General features: G+C 51.9%; 19 protein-coding genes. 7 read left to right on the top strand and 12 right to left on the bottom strand.

Translation table 11 applies throughout. From position 1 onward, the window contains the following. Positions 1–55: 55 nt before the first annotated feature. Together AC6I8J_RS19820 and AC6I8J_RS19825 are read right to left on the bottom strand one after the other, a co-directional pair. Positions 56–367, bottom strand: coding sequence for a hypothetical protein (locus AC6I8J_RS19820; protein WP_497825741.1), 312 nt, complete (start codon positions 365–367; stop codon positions 56–58). An 80-nt stretch (positions 368–447) separates the two neighbouring features. Continuing rightward, a protein-coding gene (locus AC6I8J_RS19825) for an IS3 family transposase (RefSeq protein ID WP_145032956.1) occupies positions 448–1568 on the bottom strand; the annotation gives its coding sequence in 2 pieces (ribosomal slippage) (positions 448–1310 and positions 1310–1568; 1122 coding nt in all). Between the two features lie 437 nt (positions 1569–2005). Between AC6I8J_RS19825 and AC6I8J_RS19830 the strand changes: the two genes are divergently transcribed. Next, complete coding sequence (locus AC6I8J_RS19830; RefSeq protein ID WP_497825742.1) at positions 2006–2317, top strand: antibiotic biosynthesis monooxygenase family protein; 312 nt, start codon at positions 2006–2008, stop codon at positions 2315–2317. A gap of 234 nt (positions 2318–2551) precedes the next feature. Continuing rightward, entirely contained in the window at positions 2552–2818 is a 267-nt protein-coding gene (locus AC6I8J_RS19835) for a hypothetical protein (RefSeq protein ID WP_497825743.1), read from the top strand. Positions 2819–3108: 290 nt separating this feature from the next. Here the strand turns inward: AC6I8J_RS19835 and AC6I8J_RS19840 are convergent, their stop codons facing one another. The 6 genes from AC6I8J_RS19840 to AC6I8J_RS19865 form a co-directional block, all read right to left on the bottom strand. After that, on the bottom strand, positions 3109–3333 hold the full coding sequence (locus AC6I8J_RS19840) for a hypothetical protein (RefSeq protein ID WP_497825744.1): 225 nt from the start codon (positions 3331–3333) through the stop codon (positions 3109–3111). Between the two features lie 224 nt (positions 3334–3557). Further along, a complete protein-coding gene (locus AC6I8J_RS19845; RefSeq protein ID WP_161736934.1) occupies positions 3558–4655 on the bottom strand; it encodes an ATP-binding protein in 1098 nt (365 codons plus the stop codon). Next, positions 4652–5347 carry a response regulator gene (locus AC6I8J_RS19850; RefSeq protein ID WP_497825745.1) on the bottom strand — a complete coding sequence of 232 codons (696 nt, stop codon included), beginning with the start codon at positions 5345–5347 and terminating at the stop codon, positions 4652–4654. Before AC6I8J_RS19850 ends, AC6I8J_RS19845 begins: the two co-directional genes overlap by 4 nt. A gap of 171 nt (positions 5348–5518) precedes the next feature. After that, positions 5519–8614 (bottom strand): multidrug efflux RND transporter permease subunit, encoded by a 3096-nt coding sequence (locus AC6I8J_RS19855; RefSeq protein WP_497825746.1) that lies wholly within the window; start codon positions 8612–8614, stop codon positions 5519–5521. Position 8615: 1 nt separating this feature from the next. Next, positions 8616–9776, bottom strand: coding sequence for an efflux RND transporter periplasmic adaptor subunit (locus AC6I8J_RS19860; protein WP_161736972.1), 1161 nt, complete (start codon positions 9774–9776; stop codon positions 8616–8618). A 170-nt stretch (positions 9777–9946) separates the two neighbouring features. Next, positions 9947–10837 (bottom strand): GNAT family protein, encoded by an 891-nt coding sequence (locus AC6I8J_RS19865; RefSeq protein ID WP_260058562.1) that lies wholly within the window; start codon positions 10835–10837, stop codon positions 9947–9949. Positions 10838–11428: 591 nt separating this feature from the next. Here AC6I8J_RS19865 and AC6I8J_RS19870 point away from each other — a divergent pair. Continuing rightward, entirely contained in the window at positions 11429–12538 is a 1110-nt protein-coding gene (locus AC6I8J_RS19870; RefSeq protein WP_497825747.1) for an SDR family oxidoreductase, read from the top strand. A gap of 72 nt (positions 12539–12610) precedes the next feature. On the opposite strand, the gene AC6I8J_RS19875 is transcribed toward AC6I8J_RS19870, so the two are convergent. Then, positions 12611–14785: a TonB-dependent siderophore receptor gene (locus tag AC6I8J_RS19875; RefSeq protein WP_285088874.1), complete on the bottom strand. Its 2175-nt coding sequence runs from the start codon at positions 14783–14785 to the stop codon at positions 12611–12613. Between the two features lie 276 nt (positions 14786–15061). Here AC6I8J_RS19875 and AC6I8J_RS19880 point away from each other — a divergent pair, with 276 nt between their 5' ends. After that, complete coding sequence (locus AC6I8J_RS19880; protein WP_497825748.1) at positions 15062–16201, top strand: tyrosine-type recombinase/integrase; 1140 nt, start codon at positions 15062–15064, stop codon at positions 16199–16201. 17 nt (positions 16202–16218) lie between these two features. On the opposite strand, the gene pagP is transcribed toward AC6I8J_RS19880, so the two are convergent. Then, entirely contained in the window at positions 16219–16791 is a 573-nt protein-coding gene (gene pagP, locus AC6I8J_RS19885) for a lipid IV(A) palmitoyltransferase PagP (protein WP_161736328.1), read from the bottom strand. Between the two features lie 443 nt (positions 16792–17234). Between pagP and fhuE the strand changes: the two genes are divergently transcribed. From fhuE to AC6I8J_RS19900, 3 genes are all read left to right on the top strand, one after another. Continuing rightward, positions 17235–19457 (top strand): ferric-rhodotorulic acid/ferric-coprogen receptor FhuE, encoded by a 2223-nt coding sequence (fhuE, locus tag AC6I8J_RS19890; RefSeq protein ID WP_497825749.1) that lies wholly within the window; start codon positions 17235–17237, stop codon positions 19455–19457. 344 nt (positions 19458–19801) lie between these two features. Continuing rightward, positions 19802–20113: a type II toxin-antitoxin system HigB family toxin gene (locus tag AC6I8J_RS19895; RefSeq protein ID WP_253418132.1), complete on the top strand. Its 312-nt coding sequence runs from the start codon at positions 19802–19804 to the stop codon at positions 20111–20113. Further along, entirely contained in the window at positions 20110–20520 is a 411-nt protein-coding gene (locus AC6I8J_RS19900) for a helix-turn-helix domain-containing protein (RefSeq protein ID WP_497825750.1), read from the top strand. The genes AC6I8J_RS19895 and AC6I8J_RS19900 overlap by 4 nt, the downstream gene beginning before the upstream one ends. A 113-nt stretch (positions 20521–20633) precedes the next feature. Here AC6I8J_RS19900 and AC6I8J_RS19905 read toward each other — a convergent pair whose 3' ends face one another. Then, the gene (locus AC6I8J_RS19905) at positions 20634–21479 is read right to left on the bottom strand and encodes a VOC family protein (protein ID WP_161736332.1); all 846 of its coding nucleotides are present in this window, start codon (positions 21477–21479) and stop codon (positions 20634–20636) included. A gap of 20 nt (positions 21480–21499) precedes the next feature. Further along, positions 21500–22639, bottom strand: coding sequence for an amidohydrolase (locus AC6I8J_RS19910; protein WP_497825751.1), 1140 nt, complete (start codon positions 22637–22639; stop codon positions 21500–21502).

A 22639-nucleotide genomic window follows, 5' to 3' on the forward strand; every position in this document is an offset into this window, starting at 1 on the left:
GATTTACCCGCCTGCGGTCGTCTTTTCGGGGCGAGGAATAGAGACGGATTGCGTCTCAATCTTTAAGAACTGAGTTAACAATGGTCATGCCTGCCGCATTACTACGTTTGGTAACACTAAGCATTCCTCCACCAAAATAATTTCCCGCAGGTTCGCACACTTTAATCCGTCTTTGCAGATCTGGATCGTTAACATCTACGCCAGAACAGCTGTTACGACTGCCAGCCGAAAACTCGCTATATGCCGTATAGGTGCTGATGGTACCCGGAAGTAGCCAGACTAGGGTGGTGAGCAGCATGTAACCTAAAAAGATAACCATCAGAACGGCACCTGCGAAAAGTTTGATGTTATTCATCATGCCTTTCACAGGCTCCCCCTTACCCCATTTTTTTATGATCAAAAAAACGGACAGTCCCAGTGACCTGCCCCCAAGATTAGATACAACCTTCAGTTAGTAATGTCGGTTGGTTTTTCTTCATATTTCCCGTTTCGCCAGTCCGCTGCAAATTCAGCTGGCGTCTGGTAATCCAGCGATGAATGTGGACGGCACTCGTTATAATCCTGCCGCCAGTCGTTAATGATTTTCCTGGCGTGAACGATATCGCTGAACCAGTGCTCGTTCAGGCATTCATCTCTGAATCGGCCGTTAAAGCTCTCAATAAATCCGTTCTGTGTCGGCTTGCCCGGCTGGATAAGCCGTAGTTCCACACCATGCTCAAAAGCCCATTGATCGAGCGCGCGGCAGGTAAATTCCGGGCCCTGATCGGTTCTTATCGTAGCCGGATAACCGCGAAACAACGCGATACTGTCCAGAATACGCGTGACCTGAACGCCTGAAATACCGAAAGCAGCGGTGATCGTCAGACACTCCTTCGTGAAATCATCCACACAGGTCAGGCACTTGAGCCTGCGACCGTTGGCCAGTGCGTCCATAACGAAATCCATCGACCATGTCAGGTTCGGCGCATCCGGACGTAGAAGCGGAAACCGTTCGGTCGCCAGCCCTTTACGGCGTCGTCTGCGTTTTACGCTCAGTCCATTAAGGTGGTAAATACGGTATACCCGCTTGTGATTGACGTGAAGGCCCTCCCGACGCAGTAGCTGCCAGATGCGCCGGTAACCAAAACGTCTGCGTTCAAGCGCCAGTTCAGTGATACGCCCTGATAAATGTGCATCAGCAGATGGACGCTGAGCGTCATAACGGCAGGTCGACAGGGACAAACCTGTAAGCCTGCAGGCACGACGTTGCGACAGACCGGTCGCATCACACATAAACTCAACGGCTTCCCGCTTCTGGCCTGTCGTCAGTACTTTCGCCCCAGAGCCACCTGAAGCGCCTCCTTATCCAGCATGGCTTCGGCAAGTAGCTTCTTGAGGCGGGCGTTCTCCTCTTCAAGAGATTTAAGCCGCTTCACCTCAGGGACTTCCATGCCACCAAACTTCTTGCGCCAGGTGTAGAAAGTGGCATCGGAAATGGCGTGCTTACGGCAGAGCTCACGGGCAGAAACCCCGGCTTCCGCTTCGCGAAGAATACTGATGATCTGTTCGTCGGAAAAACGCTTCTTCATGGGGATGTCCTCATGTGGCTTATGAAGACATTACTAACATCGGGGTGTGTTAATCAACGGGGAGCAGGTCACCAGAGGGAGAACGGCGCACCATAGTGCTTTAAGTACGGGTTGTGCCAGAAAGGTAGTGCGGTCGATTTCATTGAGCCACACAAAAAAAGTAAATATGCAGCCCAAAGCACTGGTGATTATCAGCGCCAGACGAGGTGTCGAACAGGAATTCATCTGTAACTCTCTCCATGAGTCAGTTTTAAGCAGTACGAGTCACGAGAATAACGGCGCGACTGGCACATTCTCTGAACCTGCAGGTAGTAAGGTGGGGCATGGATCAGGCGAAATTATTTTGCGGTTAAAGATTATCATGCTGCTCTTACCATAGACAAAGAGCATGGACTTTTTTTATGTTTTAAATCGTTCCACAACATGAGGAGAGCGAAATGATTGTCAGAACATGGCACGGATGCGTACCGCTCAGGCATGCAGAGGGCTTTGCGACTCACCTGCAAAAGACCGGTGTAGAACATTCAGAAGGGACACCGGGAAATCTGGGAGCCCGTGTGCGCAGGGAAACGCAGGGTGAATGGGAGCATTTTTTTCTTGCTACATACTGGGAAAACGTCGAGGCGATTAAAGCCTTTGCAGGCGAAAATTATCAGATTGCCGTGACATATCCGGATGATGAGCAGTTTGAACTGCTCTCCGATCCCTACGTTTTTCAGCATGAGGTGCAGAAAGTAATGCCTTTATAATTATTTCCCCGCTGCCGCCCGGCGGCGGCTTATGTCTGATTCAGCAAATTTTCTCAGAAGACGTATTGGCCTGGTTCAGTAAAATCAGTCACTTTCCCCCCGGGCGAAGAACATCCCTCCGGGTTGACAATCTTTAGCCTTTTATTCAGAGGATCGCCCGATTTTATTCTGCGTTAACGTAACCTCCTCACTTCTGGAGGAAATCATGAATAACAGAAAAATCGTCTTTTCTCTGTGTATGGGCATGATGATTTTTGGGTTAGCGCATCTGAAGGTAACACATCTAAGCAAACCGATGATCAGATTCGCCAGCTCATCATAGAGGATTCAATCGACTCATACCCGGGTGTTTGTGCATGCCCCTTTAACTCCGCACGTAACGGCAGTAGCTGTGGCAGGCGCAGCGCATGGAGCAAGCAGGGCGGATATGCACCGATTTGTTATAAAAAAGAAGTCTCAAAGGAGCGAATTGAAGAGTGGCGTAATAGCCACGACGCTTAGGCCGTCGAGCGAATACATCTCAGGGAAGGAAATAACGTAATAATCAGCTAAGAACATACCTGAATAGCCGGTTATGGTTTAAGTCTGCTACTGTTATTTTTTAACGAGTCAGTATAAAAAGAATATTGCCGGTCAACGTGGCTCCTTTTACACCTGATAAATCTGAAAGATAATATCCCGCAAACTGTCAAACCTCTTATCTGCTATTTTATAAAAAATTAGTCTTACGCGATTGCCGGACAACAGCGTGTCCGGCAATCAGCTATTTTACATCAGAACCAAAGCCCGGCTTAATTCTGCGCCGGCTGATTTTTCTCGGCCTCTTTCTGTTTTTTCTTCGCCATATGGTGACCGACTGCGCAACCGGCTGCGGCCCCGGCAACACCATGATGATGAGCAACATGACCGGCCACGCTGCCGACTGCGGCGCCTTTCAGACATCCTTCGGCGTTAGCCTGTAAATTCACAGACAAAAACAGACCGGTAGCCATAACAATAACTGTTAATTTTTTCATCTTTTTATATCCTGATAGTCATAGTTGCAGGTTGAACTCTGCTGAGCATAGCCAGGCTTTGAGATGTTACGCTCGCCAGGATACACGAATCACGAAGTTAGTTACCTGTCGTTACGCTTTTAGGGCAATGACCAGGGCAATGACAAATGCAGGTGATGCATTATTAATCATGAAGTCAGGCTGTCATCATTTTCAGATGGGATATAAGCGAGAAATGATGCGCATCAGGACAAGATGACGGGGTTGAGCACAGGTTGACTTGTTTTAGCATCGGGCAGCCAGAAAGAGAATCGCGTACCGTTTAATTTGTTTTTTTCGCAGCAGACTTTTCCACCATGGGCCAGCACGATGGCTTTTACAACCGCCAGACCCAAGCCTGTCCCGCCACTCAGGCGGGAACGGGAATCATCGGTGCGCACAAACGCATCCCATATCGTCCTGGCAAAATCCTGATCGATTCCCGGCCCCTCATCGTCTATGTGCACAGCGACGCCTGCTGCATCCTGCTCACAGGAAATCATAACAACGCCCGGGATGGAATAACGGCGGGCATTTTCCAGAAAGGCCAGCATCACCTGTCGGAAGCGTAAAGCATCGCATTCAATAATAGCCGGATTCACTTTCAGCACGAGTGAATGGTGACTGGCTTTGAAATCCTCTTTCACCAGTTCAGCTAACGATTCAATCTCTCTTTTGATATTCACGCGCTCATAGTGAATATGTAGATGTCCCGACTGCGCCAGACTCAGGGTTCTGAGATCCTCAATTAACCGCGTCAGACCATCAGTCTGATGAATCAGATTAACGAAGAGCTTATGATCGGGCGCAAATATGCCGTCCGCTAAGCCCTGAAGTCTCCCACGCAATATCGTCACCGGGGTTCTTAACTCATGAGCGATAGCGGCGTTCCAGGTCCGGCTATCATTTGACAGGGTTTCCAGTGTTTCCGCCATGCGGTTGAAGTCTTTGACCAGCGCATTAATCTCGCCAATTTCTATAGCACCTTGACTGGCTCGCGCGCTTAAATCCCCTTCAGCCACGCGTTTTGCACTGTGAGTCAGCGACTCCAGCGGAACGATCATCTGGCGCGCAAAGCGGGCAGAAAAAAACACCGAGACGGCTATCGTTAACAGCGTCGACACCAGCGTGGTAATCCAGTCGCCGGTTGTCCCCATGTCTAAGTCGAGTGGCAACAGCTGACCTGAAAATAATCCGATAACGGTCGGGTAAAGTGAATAGGTGGCAAAGGAGGTCAGAAAAGAGTAGATCGTGACTTTGACGATGAGCCAGTTCAGTTGCCCGCTAAGACCACGTTGCTTCATTTACTCTCTCCCAGGCGATATCCGAAGCCTCTCACATTCTGCAGCAGTCCTGACACACCCGCATCATCGAGTTTCTTGCGTAATTTACTGATATGGCTGTCAACAGTTCGCGGTAATGTGTCACCTTCCGGAAAACACGCTTCCAGCAGTTCATCCCGGCTAAATACCCGGCTGGGTTCGCGCACGAACTGGGTGATTAGCCTGAACTCGGTTGTTGTCAGGCGTGAGGCAATATCCACCCCGTCAGGTTTAACAACAACGCTGTGCTGCTGTAGGTTAATGGAAAGCGATCGGGTCGAGTAAATATCTTTCGAGCGTGTGATAACCTGGGTACGTCTTAACACGGCCTGAACTCGTGCCACCACCTCAGCAGGATTAAACGGCTTAACGACGTAATCATCGGCTCCGATGCGTAATGCAGAAAGTTTATCCACATCATCGTCATTAGCCGTGAGCATAATAACCGGGATATTTCCCCGGCGACGCACTTCGGCCAGGACCTGCCAGCCGTCCATAATCGGCATACGGACATCCAGTACGATCAAATCAGGTGAGGATGTTGCACAAAACGCTAATGCTAACGCTCCGTTTTCCGCATGGCTTACCGTGAAACCTGCATTCTGCAGATAGGCAGTTAATATTGCGGCTATTTCGACATCATCTTCGACAATTAAAATCACGCTGCTATTCATCCTTATCCTGTCATCGATCTGAATCGGCCCGGACGGCGGCTCAGCGCTTATTCTGAAGAGCGCCGCCGGGTGCGCTATAAACGCTATTGTGTTACAGCCGTTGCCATCATGATATCAGGTCTGTGAAACAATAAATCAGACGAGATACCCGCTGGAAGCGCAGTTTGCATATCATTTTTCATGAGTGATCAGCTTATTTCGCAGAGTCATCACGATGACAAAAAACAGCGGTACAAAAATAACGGCCAGAATCGTAGCACTGATGATGCCGCCAAAAACCCCGGTGCCGATAGCATGCTGGGTTTCACTGGCGGGTCCGGAGGCAATGATTAACGGGACGACGCCCAATCCGAAAGCCATTGACGTCATGATAATCGGACGCAGACGCATTCTGGCCGCGGTGATTGCTGCTTCCCGCAGGCTCTTGCCCTCCTGGTATAACTGTCTGGCAAATTCAATAATCAGCACGGCGTTCCTGGCCGATAGCCCGATAACAGTAATCAACCCGACCTTGAAGAACACGTCATCAGGCAATCCGCGAATCATCACGGCAGCGACAGCGCCCGCGATCCCCAAAGGAATCACCATCAATACGGAGAGCGGAATGGCCCAGCTCTCATAGAGCGCAGCTAACACCAGGAAGATCACCAGGATGGAGAGCACCATCAGCATGGGTGCCTGTGCAGCAGACTGCTGTTCCTGCAACGACTGGCCGGTCCATTCAACCGCGAAACCCGGCGGCAACTGTTTTGCCAGCGCTTCCATCTCTTTCATGGCATCACCACTTGAAACACCCGGCGCAGCACTGCCTGAGAGCCTCATCGCGGGATAACCCTGATAGCGGACCTGCTGGAGAGGCGCGGATGACCATACCGGTGTAACGAAGGCTTTCATCGCGACCATCCGGTTTTCACTGCTTCGGACATACAAATTGAGGATGTCATCAATCTGCATACGATCTTTCGCCTCAGCCTGAATAATCACCTGCTGCATTCGACCTTTATTGGGGTAATCGTTGACGTAGAGCGAACCCATCGCAGCGGAGAGCGTGTCGCTGATGCTGGAGAACGAGACACCCATGGCATTGGCCTTTTCACGATCGATATTCAGCCGGACAGTCGTTCCCGGCGGCAAGCCGTCAGGATAAACCTGCGTGACTTTGCTGCTTTTAGCGGCAAGCTGCAAAAGCTTAGTCTGTGCAGCTTCCAGCGCTGCATAACCCTGATTCGCGCGATCCTCCAGCCTCAGCGTAAAGCCTGAAGAGTTTCCCAGCTCCTCGATAGCCGGGGGCATCATCGTCATGATGGTGCCTTCCGGTGAGTCGCGCATCGCCTGCCCGACAAATTCAACTTCCCCCCGGGTGGTGTTATCACCGCGTTCCTTGCCCTCTTTCAGGACGGTGAAAGCCAGTGCGGTGTTTGCCCCAGCGCCGGAAAAGCCAAAGCCAATGATGGATTGATTAGTTGCGATGGCGGGACGCGAACTCAGGGCATCTTCATATTTTTTCACCACAGCCAGTGTCCGCTGCTGCGTTGCCTCCGCTGGAAGCTGAAACGCCGTCATGAAGTAGCCCTGATCTTCTTCGGGGAGAAAAGCGGAAGATAGCTGACTGAATGCCAGTCCGGTTCCTGCGCACAGTGCAATAAACAACAGCATCATTCGGCCGGAGCGTTTCAGGGTAATGGCTGTCCAGCCGGAATAGCGGCTAGTCAGTCGATCAAAGCCGCGGTTGAACATGCCGAAAAAACCGCGCCGGGCATGATCGGAAGGCATTTTAAGCAGCGTGGCGCAGAGTGCGGGGGTCAGTGTCAGCGCCAGCAATGCGGAAAACAGAATTGCGGTCGCCATTGAGAGGGCAAACTGACGGTAGATAATGCCGACTGAACCGCTGACGAATCCCATGGGGATAAAGACCGCCGTGAGCACCAGCGTAATGCCGGTGATGGCACCCGTTATTTCGCGCATCGCTTTTGAGGTCGCCTCGCGGGGGTTGAGGTTCTCCTCACGCATGATGCGCTCAACGTTTTCAACCACGACAATCGCATCATCAACGATGAGGCCGATGGCGAGCACCAGTCCAAACATCGTGAGAACATTGACGGAGAAGCCAGCGAGCAGCATGACGGATAGCGTGCCCAATAAGGCAATCGGCGCGACAATGGCGGGTATGAAGGTATAGCGGATGTTCTGTAAAAACAGATACATCACCACGAATACCAGCACCATCGCTTCGAGAAGGGTGTGGATCACCTTCCCGATTGAGAGCTTTACGAAGGGTGCGGTATTGAAAGGGAGCGCGTAACGAATATCCTCCGGCATCGACAGACTCAGTTCTTTCATCCGGGTCGACACCGCCTCTGCGGTCTTTACCGCGTTGGCACCGGGCGCCAGCATAATCGCTGCACCCGTTGAGTTCTGACCATTTTCACGCATCAGCATGCTGTAACTCTGAGAACCGGTCTCCACTCTTGCCACGTCAGAGAGCTTGACGCTGGAGCCATCCTGATTCGCGCGCAGCACAATGCGGCCGAACTGCTCAGGCGTGGTTAGCTGACCCTCCACCGTTAAGGAAAGGGTAACCATCTGACCGGGCAACGCGGGCTCGTCACCGACCCGTCCCGGGGCGATTTGGGCATTCTGCTGGGTGATGGCGGCAGAAATGTCGTTCATCGTCAGGTTGAGTGAAAGCAGTCTGGCGGGATCGATCCAGACGCGTAGCGCGCTTTCCGCGCCGAACAGCTGAACCCGTCCTACGCCAGGCAGTCTGCGCAGTTCTTCAACCACATTTCTGGCCATGTAGTCACTTAACGCTTCACTGTCTGTTTTCCCGGCTTTGGAGGTCAGACTGACAATCATCAGGAAGCCGGTGTCAGCCGATTCAACCTGAAGCCCATTCTGCCGCACCGTCTGCGGCAGGCGGGATTCCACCGTCTTGATGCGGTTCTGTACATCAACCTGAGCCAGTTCGGCATCTGTGCCTGGTTTGAATGTGACCGTAATGGTCGCCTGACCCGAGGTGTCCGTGGATGATTCAAAATAGAGCAGATTCTTGACGCTGGAGAGTTCGCGCTCAATCAGGCTGACGACGGTGTCGTTCATCGTCTGCGGCGAAGCGCCTGCCCAGGTCGCGGTGATGGTGACATTCGGTGGTGCAACCGAGGGGTAACGGGCCACCGGCAGTTTGGGGATCGCAATGATCCCGAACAGAATGATGAACAAGGCGACAACCCAGGCGAAAACCGGGCGCCTGATGAAAAACTCAGCCATATTACTCTCCGGCCTTCATGGTCAGATTTGCAGGGGAGGCAGTTGAAATCACTGCCGCGACTTGGGTGCCGTTGCTGAGCTTATCCATGCCCTGGACAACAACACGGCTGCCGGCAGGTAATCCTTCGGCAATGCGATAGGCGCCATGGATTAATTCCCCGACGTGCACGTTGACCTGACGGGCCTGTTGCCTGTCGTCAACTACCCAAAGCGCAGCGTGACCCTCCTGAAGTGATACAGCCTGCTGGGGAACCAGCAGCGCATCGTCATAGTGCTGACGCAGGATCTCAACCCGAACAAACATGCCGGGCAGGAGTTCGCGGTCAGGATTACTCACTTCAATGCGCACCATAACGTCACCCGTTGCGGGATCGACGCTCATGCCGGAGAACAGGATCCTGCCTGGCTGGTGATAGACAGCGCCACCGGGTAACAAAATCTTTACCGGCACGCCTGTAGCGGCATTCTGCTGACTCACTGCCTGCTGGCGCAGCTGGTGGTAAACCTCAGCGGGCTGGTGGACGTCCACATAAATAGGGTCTGTCTGGTAGATGCGAGCCAGCGGGGTGCTATCACTGGCTGTCACATACGCCCCTTCGGAAATCAGAGCCTGATCAATACGTCCGGATATCGGTGCTTCAACGGTGGCAAAACTCAGATCAAGCGCTTTGCGCCTGAGCGCAGCGCTGGCCTGCGCGACATCTGCCGCCGTCTGGCGGGCATTCGCAATGGCTTCATCAAAGCTCTGACGGCTCACTGCGCCCGTTTTCATTAGTGGTCGCAGACGCGCAGCCTGCTGCTGGGCTTTGTCATTGCCGGCTTTGGCACGCAGTAAACCGGCCTGAGCACTGGCAACTTCCGCTTCAAAAGGCGCCGCGTTAATCTGGAAGAGTGGCATGCCTTTTTTAATGTCTGCGCCCTGTTCAAACAGGCGGCGCTGAATAATACCGCTGACCTGCGGCCGTATTTCTGCAGTGTGCAGCGCATTAACGCGACCTGGAAGCGTCTCGCTGACCGATAAAACCTGTGGCTGGATCACCTCAATGGCAACCTGAGGAGCAGGGGCTTCAGTTTCCATAATCGCTTTTTCATCGCAGCCCGTCAGCGCGGCAATCAGGGCAACCAAAAGTAAAGGCAGCGAAAAAAGTTTGCGGGATAACATGGATTTCTCGTCTCTAAAAGTGATAACCCATGTTATCGGACACGCGTTTATTCTCAGTTGAGGGTGTGTTGAGATTGTGTGTAGACGCTAAATTATTTAACGTTTAAAAGATGATTGCATTGCCGGGATGAAATTCAGTTTGCAATGCAATCACCTAAAAGGATCTCGCTTCAGAATAGCGTACGGCCTGAGGGCATAATATCGCACCACTGTTTTTTATAATGCCAGCCTGGGTTGTAAGCCCCCAGAGAAAAAATAAATTTCTTATCCGATGACGCCGCTAACGCTCTGGCGTGCTGAATGTTTTCCCAGAGTAAGACAGAACCCACCCCCATCGATTTAAACTGCGGGTCAATTCCGCCATTAACGTCCTCGAAATAAAACCATGATGGGCATTCAACTTTATAATTGAGGTCAAAAGCGCAGGGTGAGTCATTGATGAATAAGACTTTGCCGAAAATCATATCTCTGAACGTAGTGAACGTCTCAGTCAGGATGCTGGTGTCAGTACACGTAAGGGTGTTTTGCCACCGCAAATCGAACAGGTGCTGATAAATAGCCGACAATTCAGCAGGGGAAAAAGAGGAGACATCTTCGACTGTTCCACCCGCTTTTCTGAATCGCCGTACCTCTCCGGTACGCTTCTTAGCGGTTTTCATGGAAAAGTCGGACTTGATGTGAGCTATTTTTTTCTTAAACAGGTTGTGACGGATGCTGTTAAAAATTACGCCCTGAGAATGGGGCGATAACCGTTTGGTTTTAAAAGGGAGGATAATTTTCTCACCCGATTTAATCGGGAGGATTAAATCATCAAAAACAAAGGGAAGCTTTGATTTTTTATATTCCAGAGAGCCATTAATTGAAAATACCCCAGCAATGGGTTGTCCATGTCGCCTTTTTATATAGTACTGAATACAGACGCCTTCACGCTCAGAAAGATAGGCGAGAACACGGGGATGGGTGCATACGCTTCCCCCAAATGCAGTGTAAAGCTGAGCATAAGCAGAAAGGGTGCACTCTTCCCAGCCGGTATTTTTAAGTTTTAAGTGTGTTGTAAACATGCCTGTCACCTGAAGTGCAATGCGAGAATGCGCCGGAGAGTCTGCCCGGAAATATTTTATAACGGCCAAGGGTGTAATTGATGAACATTAAACAAGGGATAAACAAGTGCAGGGATTTATATGATAAATCGTTTTTGTTTAGCTTCTACACATGTTCTACACACAGTCTGAACTGACTCTCCATAAATAACCCACCAACAAACTTCATTCTTTAAATTTATAATAAGTTCAGGAAAAAAATTTTAAATAAATCTTGATCCCAAATGGCAAAAATTGTTCAAATCAGATCGTGAGTTCAACAGAGGGTGTAAATATTTAAAGGTGGCACTCTGATCATGGAATATAAACAGAATCTAAATGAACAAGTTTAATGAAATATCTTCAGTCTTGTTGAGCCTGACGATAGTTATTACCTTTATACTGGTCTGGTTCTCAGGCTGAGAAGTGTTTAAGTCGTCAGTTTAGGATTTGGCGTCAAACCATAATTTATCTTTAAGACCACCATAAATATGGTAACCACAATAATTTTTCCTGTTCGGGAAGCGTTCTGTTAATGCTTTCCTTTGATCAACCAGATTAAATGGCACTATTATGAAAAAAATCCTTATTACCGGTTCTACAGGTTTTTTAGGCGGGGCTGTCGTCGCAAATTTATTACAGAACAGCGTTAAGGATCGACTGCTGCTGCTGGTCAGAGGCGAGACCGTTGATGAAGGGTTGAAGAGGCTTGCAGCCAACCTGAAGAATTTTGGCTTAAAGGAGTCAGTAATCAATTCGATAGCACCTGAAAATATTATCCTGGGTGACCTGGCATTTACGGATAATTTTATTCATGACTCACGACTTAATGACGTTACCCATGTCATTAACTGCGCCGCCGTCGCCTCATTTGGTAATAATCCTGCCATCTGGAAAGTGAACGTTGAAGGCACGTTCCGGTTTGCCGAACGAATGAGCCGGGTTGAAGGCTTGAAAAAATTTATCCACGTTGGAACCGCTATGTCCTGTGCGCCGGAACCTGGCTCACTGGTGACTGAGGGCGGGCTCAACTCCAGTCGGGATCAGCATATCGTTGAATACACATGGAGTAAGGCTTCGATTGAAAAGCTGATGACAGAGAAATTGCCAGGCCTGCCACTGGTGATTGCCCGTCCGTCGATTGTGGTGGGTCATTCCGATCAGGGATGCCTGCCTTCAGCCAGCATTTTCTGGGTATTCAGGATGGCACTGGCGTTGGGCAAATTCACCTGTGACCTTGACGATCGTATTGATGTGGTTCCGGTTGATTACTGCGCGGATGCACTGGTTCTGCTGCTCGACGCAGAAAACGTCATTAATGAAGTCATTCACATTTCTGCCGGAACACACAGCAGTGTTACGTTTGCAGAAATTGATGAGGCGATGGCCAGAGCGTCAGGAAACAAGGCGCTGGGTGTGGATTATCAGAAGGTGTCCTATAAACAGCTGTCAGATAGCAGAAGAACGTTTAAGGATCTGTTTGGCCCCTGCAATGAACGCATCATGCTGCGCGCGATGAACCTGTATGGGCACTTCTCAAACCTGAATGTGGTGTTTGATAACACCAAACTGCTGCAGCTTGGCATGAATAAGCCTTCCAGATTCACCGAGTATCTGGATCGCTGTGTGCTGACAACACGTGATTCAACAATTGCCGAATTGATGCAGGTCGATTTTAAGTAGTTGGGAACGAAGTAAGGGAAGAGGGTTGTTTTTCCTGAAAAAAGCGCTTCCGGCTGGAAGCGCTTCGGTTAATTAAAACGTCATGGTCAGACCCGCATAATAAGCACGGCCTGGTTCGTTATAGGTCGATGCCCCATCTGCTTCCCGGTAGAGTTGCTTATCCAGCAGGTTATTGATGCCGGCGTTGGCCCGCAGATTTTTGGTAATGTCATAATTGAAATTAACCCCGAATACCGAGTAAGCCCCGACTTCCCGAGTCGACATTGAGCCATTTTCTGTGCGGGATTCCGCATACTGCCTTGGTTTCTGGCGGCCATACATTGTCCAGTTCAGGTTGGTAGAGAAATCCTGCGTCACCTGCCAGTCCAGCATGGCGTTGATGGTGTATTCCGGAATAATCGACAGCGGATTGCCGGTCTTTTTATCCTTTGACTGGATCATGTAAGTGGCATTAGTCCGCCACTCAAGTTCGTCACGGACCAGCGGTATCGTAACGTTACCTTCCAGACCTTCAACCACCGCTTTGCCGCCGTTGCTCCACTTCAGAATGTTGTTGCCATTAGAGGCGTAACCCAGCACATCGGTCCCGGCGACGATCTTGTTCTTATAATCATTGCGGAACCAGGTAAGACCCGCCACATATCCACTCTGACTGAACTCAATACCCAGCTCTTTATTGACGCTGACTTCAGGATCAAGATTTTGATTGCCCAGCAGATAGCAACTGCCACGTGTAATGTTGACCGGACAACCATTACCTCGTGTAGCCAGTAAATAGCCTTCGCTGGACTGATAGAGGTTAGGGGCTTTAAATGCACGGGCGATACCGGCTTTCAGGGTAAAACTTTCTCCCAGCGCCTGAGAAATATTCAGCGACGGACTCCAGTTAGCCCCAAAGGTATCGTGATAATCAAAGCGCAGACCCGGGATCACCTCAGTACTGTCGGTCGCGGCGATATTATCTTCGAAATAGAGCGAACTCAGCGTCGCACTGTTTTTACTGTTGCGGCTGCCCGCATCACCACTGATACCGTCAATCGAAACGCCTGGCGCACTGGTGCCATTCATGGAGTTGGGATCGTTCAGCTCATCACGGTTCCACTCGGCGCCCAGCGTAACGGTCTGTTCACGCAGCAGTTCCAGCGGGAAGCTGACTTCACCTCCTGCCCGGTAACTTTCAAAGCGGCTGGTCGAAAACGTACTGCTGTTGATTCGGCCTTCGCCCGCGCCCGCGGTGCCTTCGTTCAGACGGGTGTTATTGGTCTTCTCATAGTTAAAAGTCAGTTTTGACTGTCCCCAGTCCCAGATGCCATTGTGCGAGAGGCCCCAGGTCTGACGGTAAAGACGATTAGTTTCCGAGCCGTCGAGAGATTCGATAAGCTTATTACCGGCTCCGTTACTGTACTGGGTATCCCCGGCGTAAATATTGCCCTGACGACTGTAGCCATAGCTGAAATCCAGCACCTGCAATGGCGTAATCTTCCAGGACAACACGCTATTGATGTCTTTATTGCGAACGCCTTCACGACCGGCCGCGCCGGAGCCGTTATGCGACTGATTGATATCGAAAGCATCGCTGTCGGTTTTATTGATGTTGCCATAAAGCCGCATAGTCAGTGCATCACCCGCCAGCGGGCCACTCAGGTTAAAGTTGGCGCGTCGGGTTGCCCCTTCTTTATCATCTTCCGGCTGGTTGGTGTAGAGCGACAGCGATCCGCTCCAGTCATTTGTCGGACGTTTGGTAATGATGTTAACCACACCCCCAGCAGCGCCTGAACCGTAACGGGCTGCCGCTGGTCCACGAATAACTTCAATCCGTTCAACCATTTCCGGCGGTACCCAGTTGGAGTCGCCACGGGAATCACGCTCGCCGCGCCAGCTGTAACGCACCGAATTGCGAGAGGTTGTTGGCACACCGTCGATCAGAATCAACGTGTTTTCCGGTCCCATACCGCGAATATCGATTTGACGATTGTTACCGCGCACACCATTGGCGCTGTTACCGGTAAGATTGACGCCCGGCATTTTACGGATGATGTCGGAGAGGTCGTTGACCGGCGAATTCTTTTCAATGTCCTGTGAGGTAATCACTGAAACACCGGGCTGCTGTTTTAATTCCTGCTCCGCGGTGACCAGCATTGTTTCATCATCAGCCAGCCTTTCTGTCTCCTCCTGAGTAGCGCCGTTAGCAGAAGTACTTAACAAACCTGCCAGCAGCAGAGCGGCAGGGCGCTTATGGACACGGATGGTTACATTCACTTAGAAAATCTCCCTGAATTATTAAGGTCTGTAAACAAATGCGTATGATAATGATAATAGTTATCATTGTATATCTCGTTAAGGCATTTTTTACATCCCCTGACAGTGGGCTTTTTATTCATCAGTCTGATCACGCAGATGAGCAAAACAGCGCATAAAAATGCTTCTTAGTCATGACCCGAAAAGTTTCTCAGAATGGCTCAGAATACGTCATTGTGACTCCAGACTTATTAGGTCTGGAGTCATAACTTAACGATGGGTAGAATGGCGGCTCTTAAACGGGCAACAGGTAATAATGTGATAACAGATTCGACAATAACCACAGCGCGTTCAGCACATGTTGGCCGTCATGTCCTTATCTGGCTGGAGCAGGTTAAAGCGGCTTCGCTGAGCGAACTGGATAATTTTGGCGATGAAGGCACGGTAGAGCAGGTGATGAAGGTCTGGGTAAAACTGTCACTGTTGATCAGCCGGCGGCGTCCTGAGATCGCCATTTCGTCTCTGCTGAAACATGTTCTGCCCAACATCGGATCGCAGCCGCTCAAAACGCTGAACCGTTTGCGCCTTAACCGGCTTTACAACATCCTGATTGCCGACGGTAAAAAGGAGGAGGCGCGTCGGGTGTTCGCGCTGACCAAACAATTTCTCGCCTGGGCCGAGATGCAGGGCTATCTCGATCATTCGCCTATTGCCTCGATGAAAAAACGGGATGTCGCAGGCCGCGCTACGCCACCGCGCAATCGGCAACTCACCGATGCGGAAATCTGGGTTTTCTGGCACGGTCTGGATAACTGGGCATTATCGGAACAGGCACGCTGGGCGCTGCGCTTATGTCTGGTCAGCGCCCGACGGCCGGATGAGATTGTGCAGGCGCAGAAAGGGGAATTCGATCTGCAGTTAGGATTGTGGATGCAGGGCACCCGTAATAAATCACAGCGCGAGCATGTGTTGCCGATTTCACCGCTGATGCGGCTGTGCATCGAAGCGTTACTTAATGCTGCCGATCCGGATTCGCCCTGGCTGGTGCCCGCACCACGCGATCCCCAACAGCCGCTGTCAAAAGGTGCGCTGAATCAGGCGCTGCGCCGGATGATCCGCGCTCCGCGTGGGCTGGGACTGGAGCCGTTTACCCCACGCGATCTGCGCCGAACCGCCCGATCAAAACTTTCAGCCCTCGACACGCCTAATGATGTCGCCCGCAAAATCATGAACCATGCGCTGGAGGGGATTGATCGGGTCTATGACACCCATGACTATCTGAGCCAGATGCGTAGCGCAATGAATACCTTTTCAGATGCGGTTAAGCAGATTATTGAATGCGAAAGTTATCATCTGCTGCGACATCGCTATGATGGCGAGACCCTCACTTTGAGCAATCTCTCCATCATGTCGATGTCACGCTAAGGCTGCGGTTTTCACGATCAGAAGTGGTAGCGCAGCCAGGCAAAATAGACGTTACCGTTATTATGCGTACCCGGTATGTAGGTCATCTGGAAATCGAGATCGCCATAGCCGATTGAGGCCAGCGGCAGCAACGCAGGCACCGGTATATAGTCCCAGTTATGCCGGGCGGTAACGCCTGCCGTGTAACCTGCACCCCAGTGAAAATTCTGGTCAGCCAGCGGACGCCATGTGGCTACCCAGCCATAACCTCCAAAGGGCTCCCATTTATTGAAGGAGTCTTTGAACGCCATTAAATAGATGCCGTTCCAGTTGCCTTTTTCATCGTAGCGGGAAATCCCCCCGCCTGCGCCCCAGGGCCTTTCATTATATTTATTGATGTGTTCCCGATCGTACGTGGCACGGTTGTGCCACGTAATCGCAGGCAGATAAAAGTCGATTCCCTCTGGCTGCTGCCATGTTGTGGCAACCTTATCACTGAAGCTTTCCCAGCCTGCGCTGACATTCTGAACCAGTGTGGCGGAGTGAGCTGTAAAAGCAGTGAGAACGGTGGTTGTCATCATCAGCGCTTTAAGAGTTGAAGTTTTGCGCATGTGCGAATACCTGTTAAGTCTGGTGTTAAATAAGGAAATAAAAGCTTTAAGACGAGTATTGTTGCACAAAGAGTGGCAACTTAAGGTCAATGAGCGGTTGATGCAGGATTTTATAATTAATAAAAGCGATGTGGCATTTCTGCTGCTCAGATCGTTCGTTTATCCATCGGCTATTTTAAGACTCTCTCCTTAATAGCAGGCTTTGAAAAAGCTTAACGTGCAGACGATATCCTGAAAAAACTCGCATTATTTGTTAACAAAATCTTGCAATGATAATCGCAATGCGTATATTTCTCATTTGCTTTGAAAGTTCATCACACCCGCGCACAGGCGCTCACGGAAAGGGTTTCTGGTTCCTCAAACCCAAAGCAGGGCAGCGATGCCCGCAGGATGCAAGGTCGTGACAGTGGCAGCATAAAAACATAAAGATAATTGAGGAATTAATGAACGCTTTCGATCTTCAGGACCCCAGGGCTACAGGGGCGTCTGCGCTGCAACGCCGATTCCGATTCTCCTTACTGGCCGCCATCATCGCCTCGTCGCTGACGCATAACGCCGCCAGTGCCGCAGAAACGTCCACACCCGCTGCCAGCGATGGTCAGACGCTAACGGTCAGCGCGTCAGCCGACAATGCCGTGACAACGTCACCGCAAACGGATTACAGCGTTCCGGTTACCCGTGCTGGCACCAAAATGCTGGGCACCGTACGTGATGTGCCGCAGTCCGTCAGCATCGTCAGTACTCAGCGTATGGCCGATCAGCAGCTCCAGTCACTGAATGATGTGCTGTCCAACACCACCGGCATTCATGGTATCAGTGGAGATATGGACCGCACTAACTACTATGCGCGTGGTTTTTTGATCGACAACTACATGGTTGATGGCATTCCTACCGCCTTTGCGGAGCGCTGGAATCTGGGCGATGCTCAGACCGATATGGCGCTGTATGAGCGCGTTGAAGTGGTACGCGGGGCGACCGGGCTGTTGACCGGGCCGGGCAATCCGTCTGCTGCCATCAACATGGTGCGCAAGCACGCGGACAGCAAAGCGTTCGGTGGCACCGTTTCCGCCAGTTACGGCAGCTGGAACAAACAGCGCTACGTGGCCGATCTTTCCACGCCACTCAGTGAGTCCGGCAATGTTCGTGGCCGCATGGTCGCCGGCTGGCAGGACAACAACAGTTTCATTGAGCGCTACGGTGCTAAAAAACAGTTTTTCTATGGCGTGATTGATGCCGATCTCACCGATTCTGCCACGCTGTCGGTGGGTTATGAGTTCAGCCAGGTCAATACAGACTCCACAATGTGGGGCGGCGCACCGCGCTGGTACACCGACGGCACGCAGATACATACCCGACGCGGCTATAACACGGCGCCAGACTGGGCCTACAACGATAAAGAGAACCGTAAAGTCTTTGTGAACCTGAAGCAGGACTTCGACAACGGCTGGAACCTGACGTTAAACGGCACGCACACCGATATGCGTCTGGACAGTAAGCAGATCTATCTTGATGGCTATTTTGATCGCAGCACGGGTGCGGGCGTCTCTTCCTATGCCAATTATCCTGTGGTGGGCGGAACCGGTTATAACACCGGGAAGCGCAAAGTAGATGCCGTCGATGCCTTTGCCAGCGGCCCGTATGAACTGCTGGGCCGTCAGCACGAGCTGATGGTGGGCGTCAATTATACCCGCCAGGATAACAAGTACTTCAGCACCTTTGAGAATATTTCCTCTGAGTCGCTGGGCAACTTCAACGATTTCAATGGCCAGTACCCGGAATCTGACTGGACGCCACGTCTGCCCGCCAGTGATACCCAGCTGGTTCGCCAGAAGTCGACGTACATGGCGACCCGACTGTCGCTTGCCGATCCGCTGCACCTGATCCTCGGCGCACGCTACACCAACTGGAATCGTGAAACGCCAGGCGGGGAAGCGGAAGAAAATAACATCACCCCGTATGGCGGGCTGATTTATGACTTTGCTGAAAACTGGTCTGCTTATGCCAGCTATACCTCGGTGTTCCAGCCTCAGGATTATCGTGATGCCAGTGGCGCTTATCTGTCGCCGGTTATTGGGAAAAACTACGAAGCCGGGCTGAAATCTGACTGGATGGACAGTCGCCTGACTGCCTCTGTTTCTGTATTCCGCACTGAACTGGATAACGCTGGCGAGGCGACCACCCAGACCATTCAGGGTTCAGGTGATGTGGCCTACATTGGCCGTAAAGGCGTAGTGAGTCGTGGCGTCGAGTTTGAGGTCAATGGCGCATTGACCGACAACTGGCAGATGACCTTTGGCGGCACGCGCTACATAGCGGAAAACCGGGACGGCAGTACCTTTAATCCACAGTTACCGCAGACCAGTTTTAACCTGTTCAGCAGCTATCGCCTGCCGACCCTGCAGCAGCTTACGCTGGGCGGCGGCGTGAACTGGCAGACACATATCTGGAACAATGTCGGTGGACCGGAAGGCAACGGCACATGGCGCGCCCGACAGGGCAGCTATGCACTGGTTGATCTGTTTGCCCGCTATCAGGTGAACAAAAATCTGTCGCTGCAGGGCAACCTGAATAACCTGTTCGACAAAGAGTATGACACCAACGTCGCCAGCTCCGTTGTCTACGGCCAGCCACGCAACTTCGCGGTAACCGCCAGCTATACCTTCTGATTTATCTGCGGGTAAGCCTGTGAAAAACGCCTCGGTTGAGGCGTTTTTTTTATCCAGCCAGCTATCTCTCGCCTCTGTTGGCACAATTTTTCCAGAAAAGATTTCAGAGCACAGGCAGGATTATCGTCCGACAGAAAACTGCAATGTTGCCTGTGCATTTCGATGATTCTTATCAGTAACCCTTCATCCATTCTCATATTGGTGAAGCTTCTGCCGGATTTTTACATCAGCTTAAGGTGCATTAAGTACTCGGGAACCAGCAGGTTTCTGCGTTTCCGGCTTGTCAACGCTCAGCCGTTTTGAGAAGATGGTTTCCATAATGGAAACAGTCAGGAGCCAATGGAATGCATGTTATTTCATGCGTGCCGTTTGACGAGGCGGCCAGAAAACATCCCAATGCAGCGGCAGCACTGGATCTGCTTTACCGTCACCTCAGACAGGGCAATTTCAGTGGTCCTGACGATCTCAGGGCGCTTTATGCAAGCCTTGATCGTATGAAGTATCGCGCTAAATGGTGGGTCATTGACGTCAGTGGCAACCATTTGCGCGTGATATTCTTCGCGGATTTTGAGCGCAGCAAAATCTTCATCAAACATATCTGCACGCACGCTGAGTACGACAAGCTTGTTAAGAAATATCGGGAGGTAACCGAATGAATACTGAAGCTATCAGGCTGTCAAACCAGCTGGCAGAAGCGGTGCCGCTGCTGGCCGGCAGCAACCAGCGACATGATTATCAAGAAGCACTGGAACTGGTCGAATACCTAATTGAACATGAGCCGGATAATCCGCTGGTAGATTTGCTTTGTGCCCGCATTGCTCATTATGAAGATAATGATCCTGCGATGGCCGACTTCAATAGCCGCCAGCGTGAAATCAGCACCGGACCTGGCGTTCTGAGGGTATTGATCGAGCAGCACAACCTCAGCCTGAGTGACTTCGAAAATGAAATTGGCAAAAAGTCGCTGGTCAGCCGAATCCTCAGCGGCGATCGTCAGTTGACCGTGTCACACCTACGGGCGTTGTGCGCGCGATTTGGCCTGTCACCATCGTTGTTTTTTTGATTTAAGACGACGCCAAACGCCGATCGAACGCCAAAAGTGATTATGACGTATCACTCCGATTGATAAAAAACGCCTCAGCCGAGGCGTTTTTCATCACAACGCAGGCCCGTGCTTCACGTAAAACGCAGGGCCAGATTAAATCCTTCACCTGACTCCACGACAATCGCCTCAGGGTGCTCCTGAAACGCAATATCACCTGCCTGCAATGCGATTCTGACCTGCGCGAGATCGCCGGTCTCAAAGCCCAGCGCGACCATGCGGGCGCTACCATCATAGTCTTCGGGCAGCGGACCAAAGCGACGTTGCGCATACTCTGCTGATGCAAACCGAACTGTGGCGGCACCGGCGCGCAGGACAAAGGCGCCTTCAGGGCAGGCAAGCACGTTTGCGGCACCAAAGAGACGACTATAGACCTGAGCCGAGTGCGCCGGGTCCTGCGCCACAATGACAAATTCACTGATGTTCCGCACGCCATTGGGATGGCGTTGCCAGGCAGGCTGCCATACCGCTTCAGGCGTCAGATGCTGGCAAAAAAAGCTGCGGCCATTGGGTATCAGCGAAGGGCGCAGCCGCACGGTACGAAAGCGCGCTTCAGTTACCGTACCGTCGGGCAGATCGACCGGGCGATGAAAAGAGGCGGGTGGATCACCATCCAGATCCTGACGTTCCAGATGCTGAAACTCACGGTCGGCGTCACTGCTTTTCCATACCAGGCCACTCAATCCTAATGGCGACTGCCAGAGATCGGCGCGCTGGCTGCCTTTACCGGATTCATAACCAAGTAGTTCAAGATAATTTTCGCCAAAGATGGCCAGATGATTGCTCGAACCCAGCGAATGATGACCGCGTTCTGTGAGCTGAAAGCCAAGCCGCCGGAAGCGCGCACTGGCGCTGTCGAGCTGGTCGGCAACGTTAATCACCGCGTGATCCAGAATCGGTTGCGGAACCGGAACAGACATCGCTGCACTCCTTTTCCTGGTCATTGCGCCGCCACAATCTGCAACGCGCGCGGGACCAGCTGCGTGAAGTATTCTACTGCCGGGCCGATCAGTGCTTCATCCGGATCGAAGGCGGCGTGATGCAGGCCAAATTCGCTGGCGCTGCCGATACTGACAAAAGCGCCCGGCACCTGTTGCAGATAGAAGGCAAAATCTTCTCCGCCCATCTGCGGTGACTCAGCATGCTCCGCGAGATAACCGCTCTGCTGTGCGATTTCCAGTGCCAAATCCACCCAGCCTGGGGTGTTAATCAGGGCAGGTGGCCCCTCGGTCCACGCCAGCTCCGCGGTCGCGCCAAATCCGGCGGCGATGCCCTGAATCAGCGAGCGGATGCGGTGTGGGATCTGCGCCCGGATCTCACCATTGTGGGTGCGCACGGTGCCTTCCAGCTCAACGCTTTGCGGCAACACGTTCCAGGTATTTCCGGCGGTAAAGCGCGTCACGCTCAGCACCACCGTCTCCAGCGAGCTGAAAACCCGGCTCGGCAGCGTCTGTAAAGCGGTCACAATATGGCTGGCAATCACAATCGAATCGATACCCTCCTGCGGTCGTGCCGCATGCGCGCCTTTACCTTCAACACGGATCACAAAGCGATCGACGTTGGCATAAAACGCGCCCGCCCGACTACGCAGCGTACCGAGCGGCAGGTCGGGCGCATTGTGCAGGCCAAATATCGCCTGTACGCCTTCCAGCGCACCGGCATCAATCAGCTGACGTGCGCCATTAAACGTCTCTTCAGCGGGCTGAAACAGAATCCGCACCCGGCCTGGCAGCGTGGCTTCCTGCTGTTTAAGCTGCAGGGCGACGCCCAGCATTACTGCGCTGTGAAGGTCATGACCGCAGGCGTGCATGACGCCCGGCGCCTGCGATCGCCACGGGCGATCGGTGATTTCATCAATCGGTAACGCATCAATATCCGCGCGCAGGGCAATCAGTGATTCACCGTGACCGATTTCTGCCACCACGCCGGTTTTAAGTCCCAGCGGCAATAGCCGGATACCCGCCTGTTCAAGCCAGCCGGCAATACGCTCAGTTGTGGCAAATTCATGGTTTGAAAGTTCCGGATGCTGATGCAGTTCGCGACGCCACTGCACCAGTTGTTCAGTTAAAGGCAATGTCAT

It is taken from the genome of Pantoea sp. X-Soil-ISGK-355 (genome assembly GCF_059730805.1).

Excerpts from the sequence above, each read along its gene's own strand:
- AC6I8J_RS19830 (WP_497825742.1), top strand. The coding sequence starts at position 2,006 with ATGATTGTCAGAACATGGCACGGATGCGTACCGCTCAGGCATGCAGAG.
- AC6I8J_RS19840 (WP_497825744.1), bottom strand. The coding sequence starts at position 3,333 with ATGAAAAAATTAACAGTTATTGTTATGGCTACCGGTCTGTTTTTGTCT.
- AC6I8J_RS19845 (WP_161736934.1), bottom strand. The coding sequence starts at position 4,655 with ATGAAGCAACGTGGTCTTAGCGGGCAACTGAACTGGCTCATCGTCAAA.
- AC6I8J_RS19850 (WP_497825745.1), bottom strand. The coding sequence starts at position 5,347 with ATGAATAGCAGCGTGATTTTAATTGTCGAAGATGATGTCGAAATAGCC.
- AC6I8J_RS19855 (WP_497825746.1), bottom strand. The coding sequence starts at position 8,614 with ATGGCTGAGTTTTTCATCAGGCGCCCGGTTTTCGCCTGGGTTGTCGCC.
- AC6I8J_RS19860 (WP_161736972.1), bottom strand. The coding sequence starts at position 9,776 with ATGTTATCCCGCAAACTTTTTTCGCTGCCTTTACTTTTGGTTGCCCTG.
- AC6I8J_RS19865 (WP_260058562.1), bottom strand. The coding sequence starts at position 10,837 with ATGTTTACAACACACTTAAAACTTAAAAATACCGGCTGGGAAGAGTGC.
- AC6I8J_RS19870 (WP_497825747.1), top strand. The coding sequence starts at position 11,429 with ATGAAAAAAATCCTTATTACCGGTTCTACAGGTTTTTTAGGCGGGGCT.
- AC6I8J_RS19880 (WP_497825748.1), top strand. The coding sequence starts at position 15,062 with ATGGCGGCTCTTAAACGGGCAACAGGTAATAATGTGATAACAGATTCG.
- pagP (WP_161736328.1), bottom strand. The coding sequence starts at position 16,791 with ATGCGCAAAACTTCAACTCTTAAAGCGCTGATGATGACAACCACCGTT.
- fhuE (WP_497825749.1), top strand. The coding sequence starts at position 17,235 with ATGAACGCTTTCGATCTTCAGGACCCCAGGGCTACAGGGGCGTCTGCG.
- AC6I8J_RS19895 (WP_253418132.1), top strand. The coding sequence starts at position 19,802 with ATGCATGTTATTTCATGCGTGCCGTTTGACGAGGCGGCCAGAAAACAT.
- AC6I8J_RS19900 (WP_497825750.1), top strand. The coding sequence starts at position 20,110 with ATGAATACTGAAGCTATCAGGCTGTCAAACCAGCTGGCAGAAGCGGTG.
- AC6I8J_RS19905 (WP_161736332.1), bottom strand. The coding sequence starts at position 21,479 with ATGTCTGTTCCGGTTCCGCAACCGATTCTGGATCACGCGGTGATTAAC.
- AC6I8J_RS19910 (WP_497825751.1), bottom strand. The coding sequence starts at position 22,639 with ATGACATTGCCTTTAACTGAACAACTGGTGCAGTGGCGTCGCGAACTG.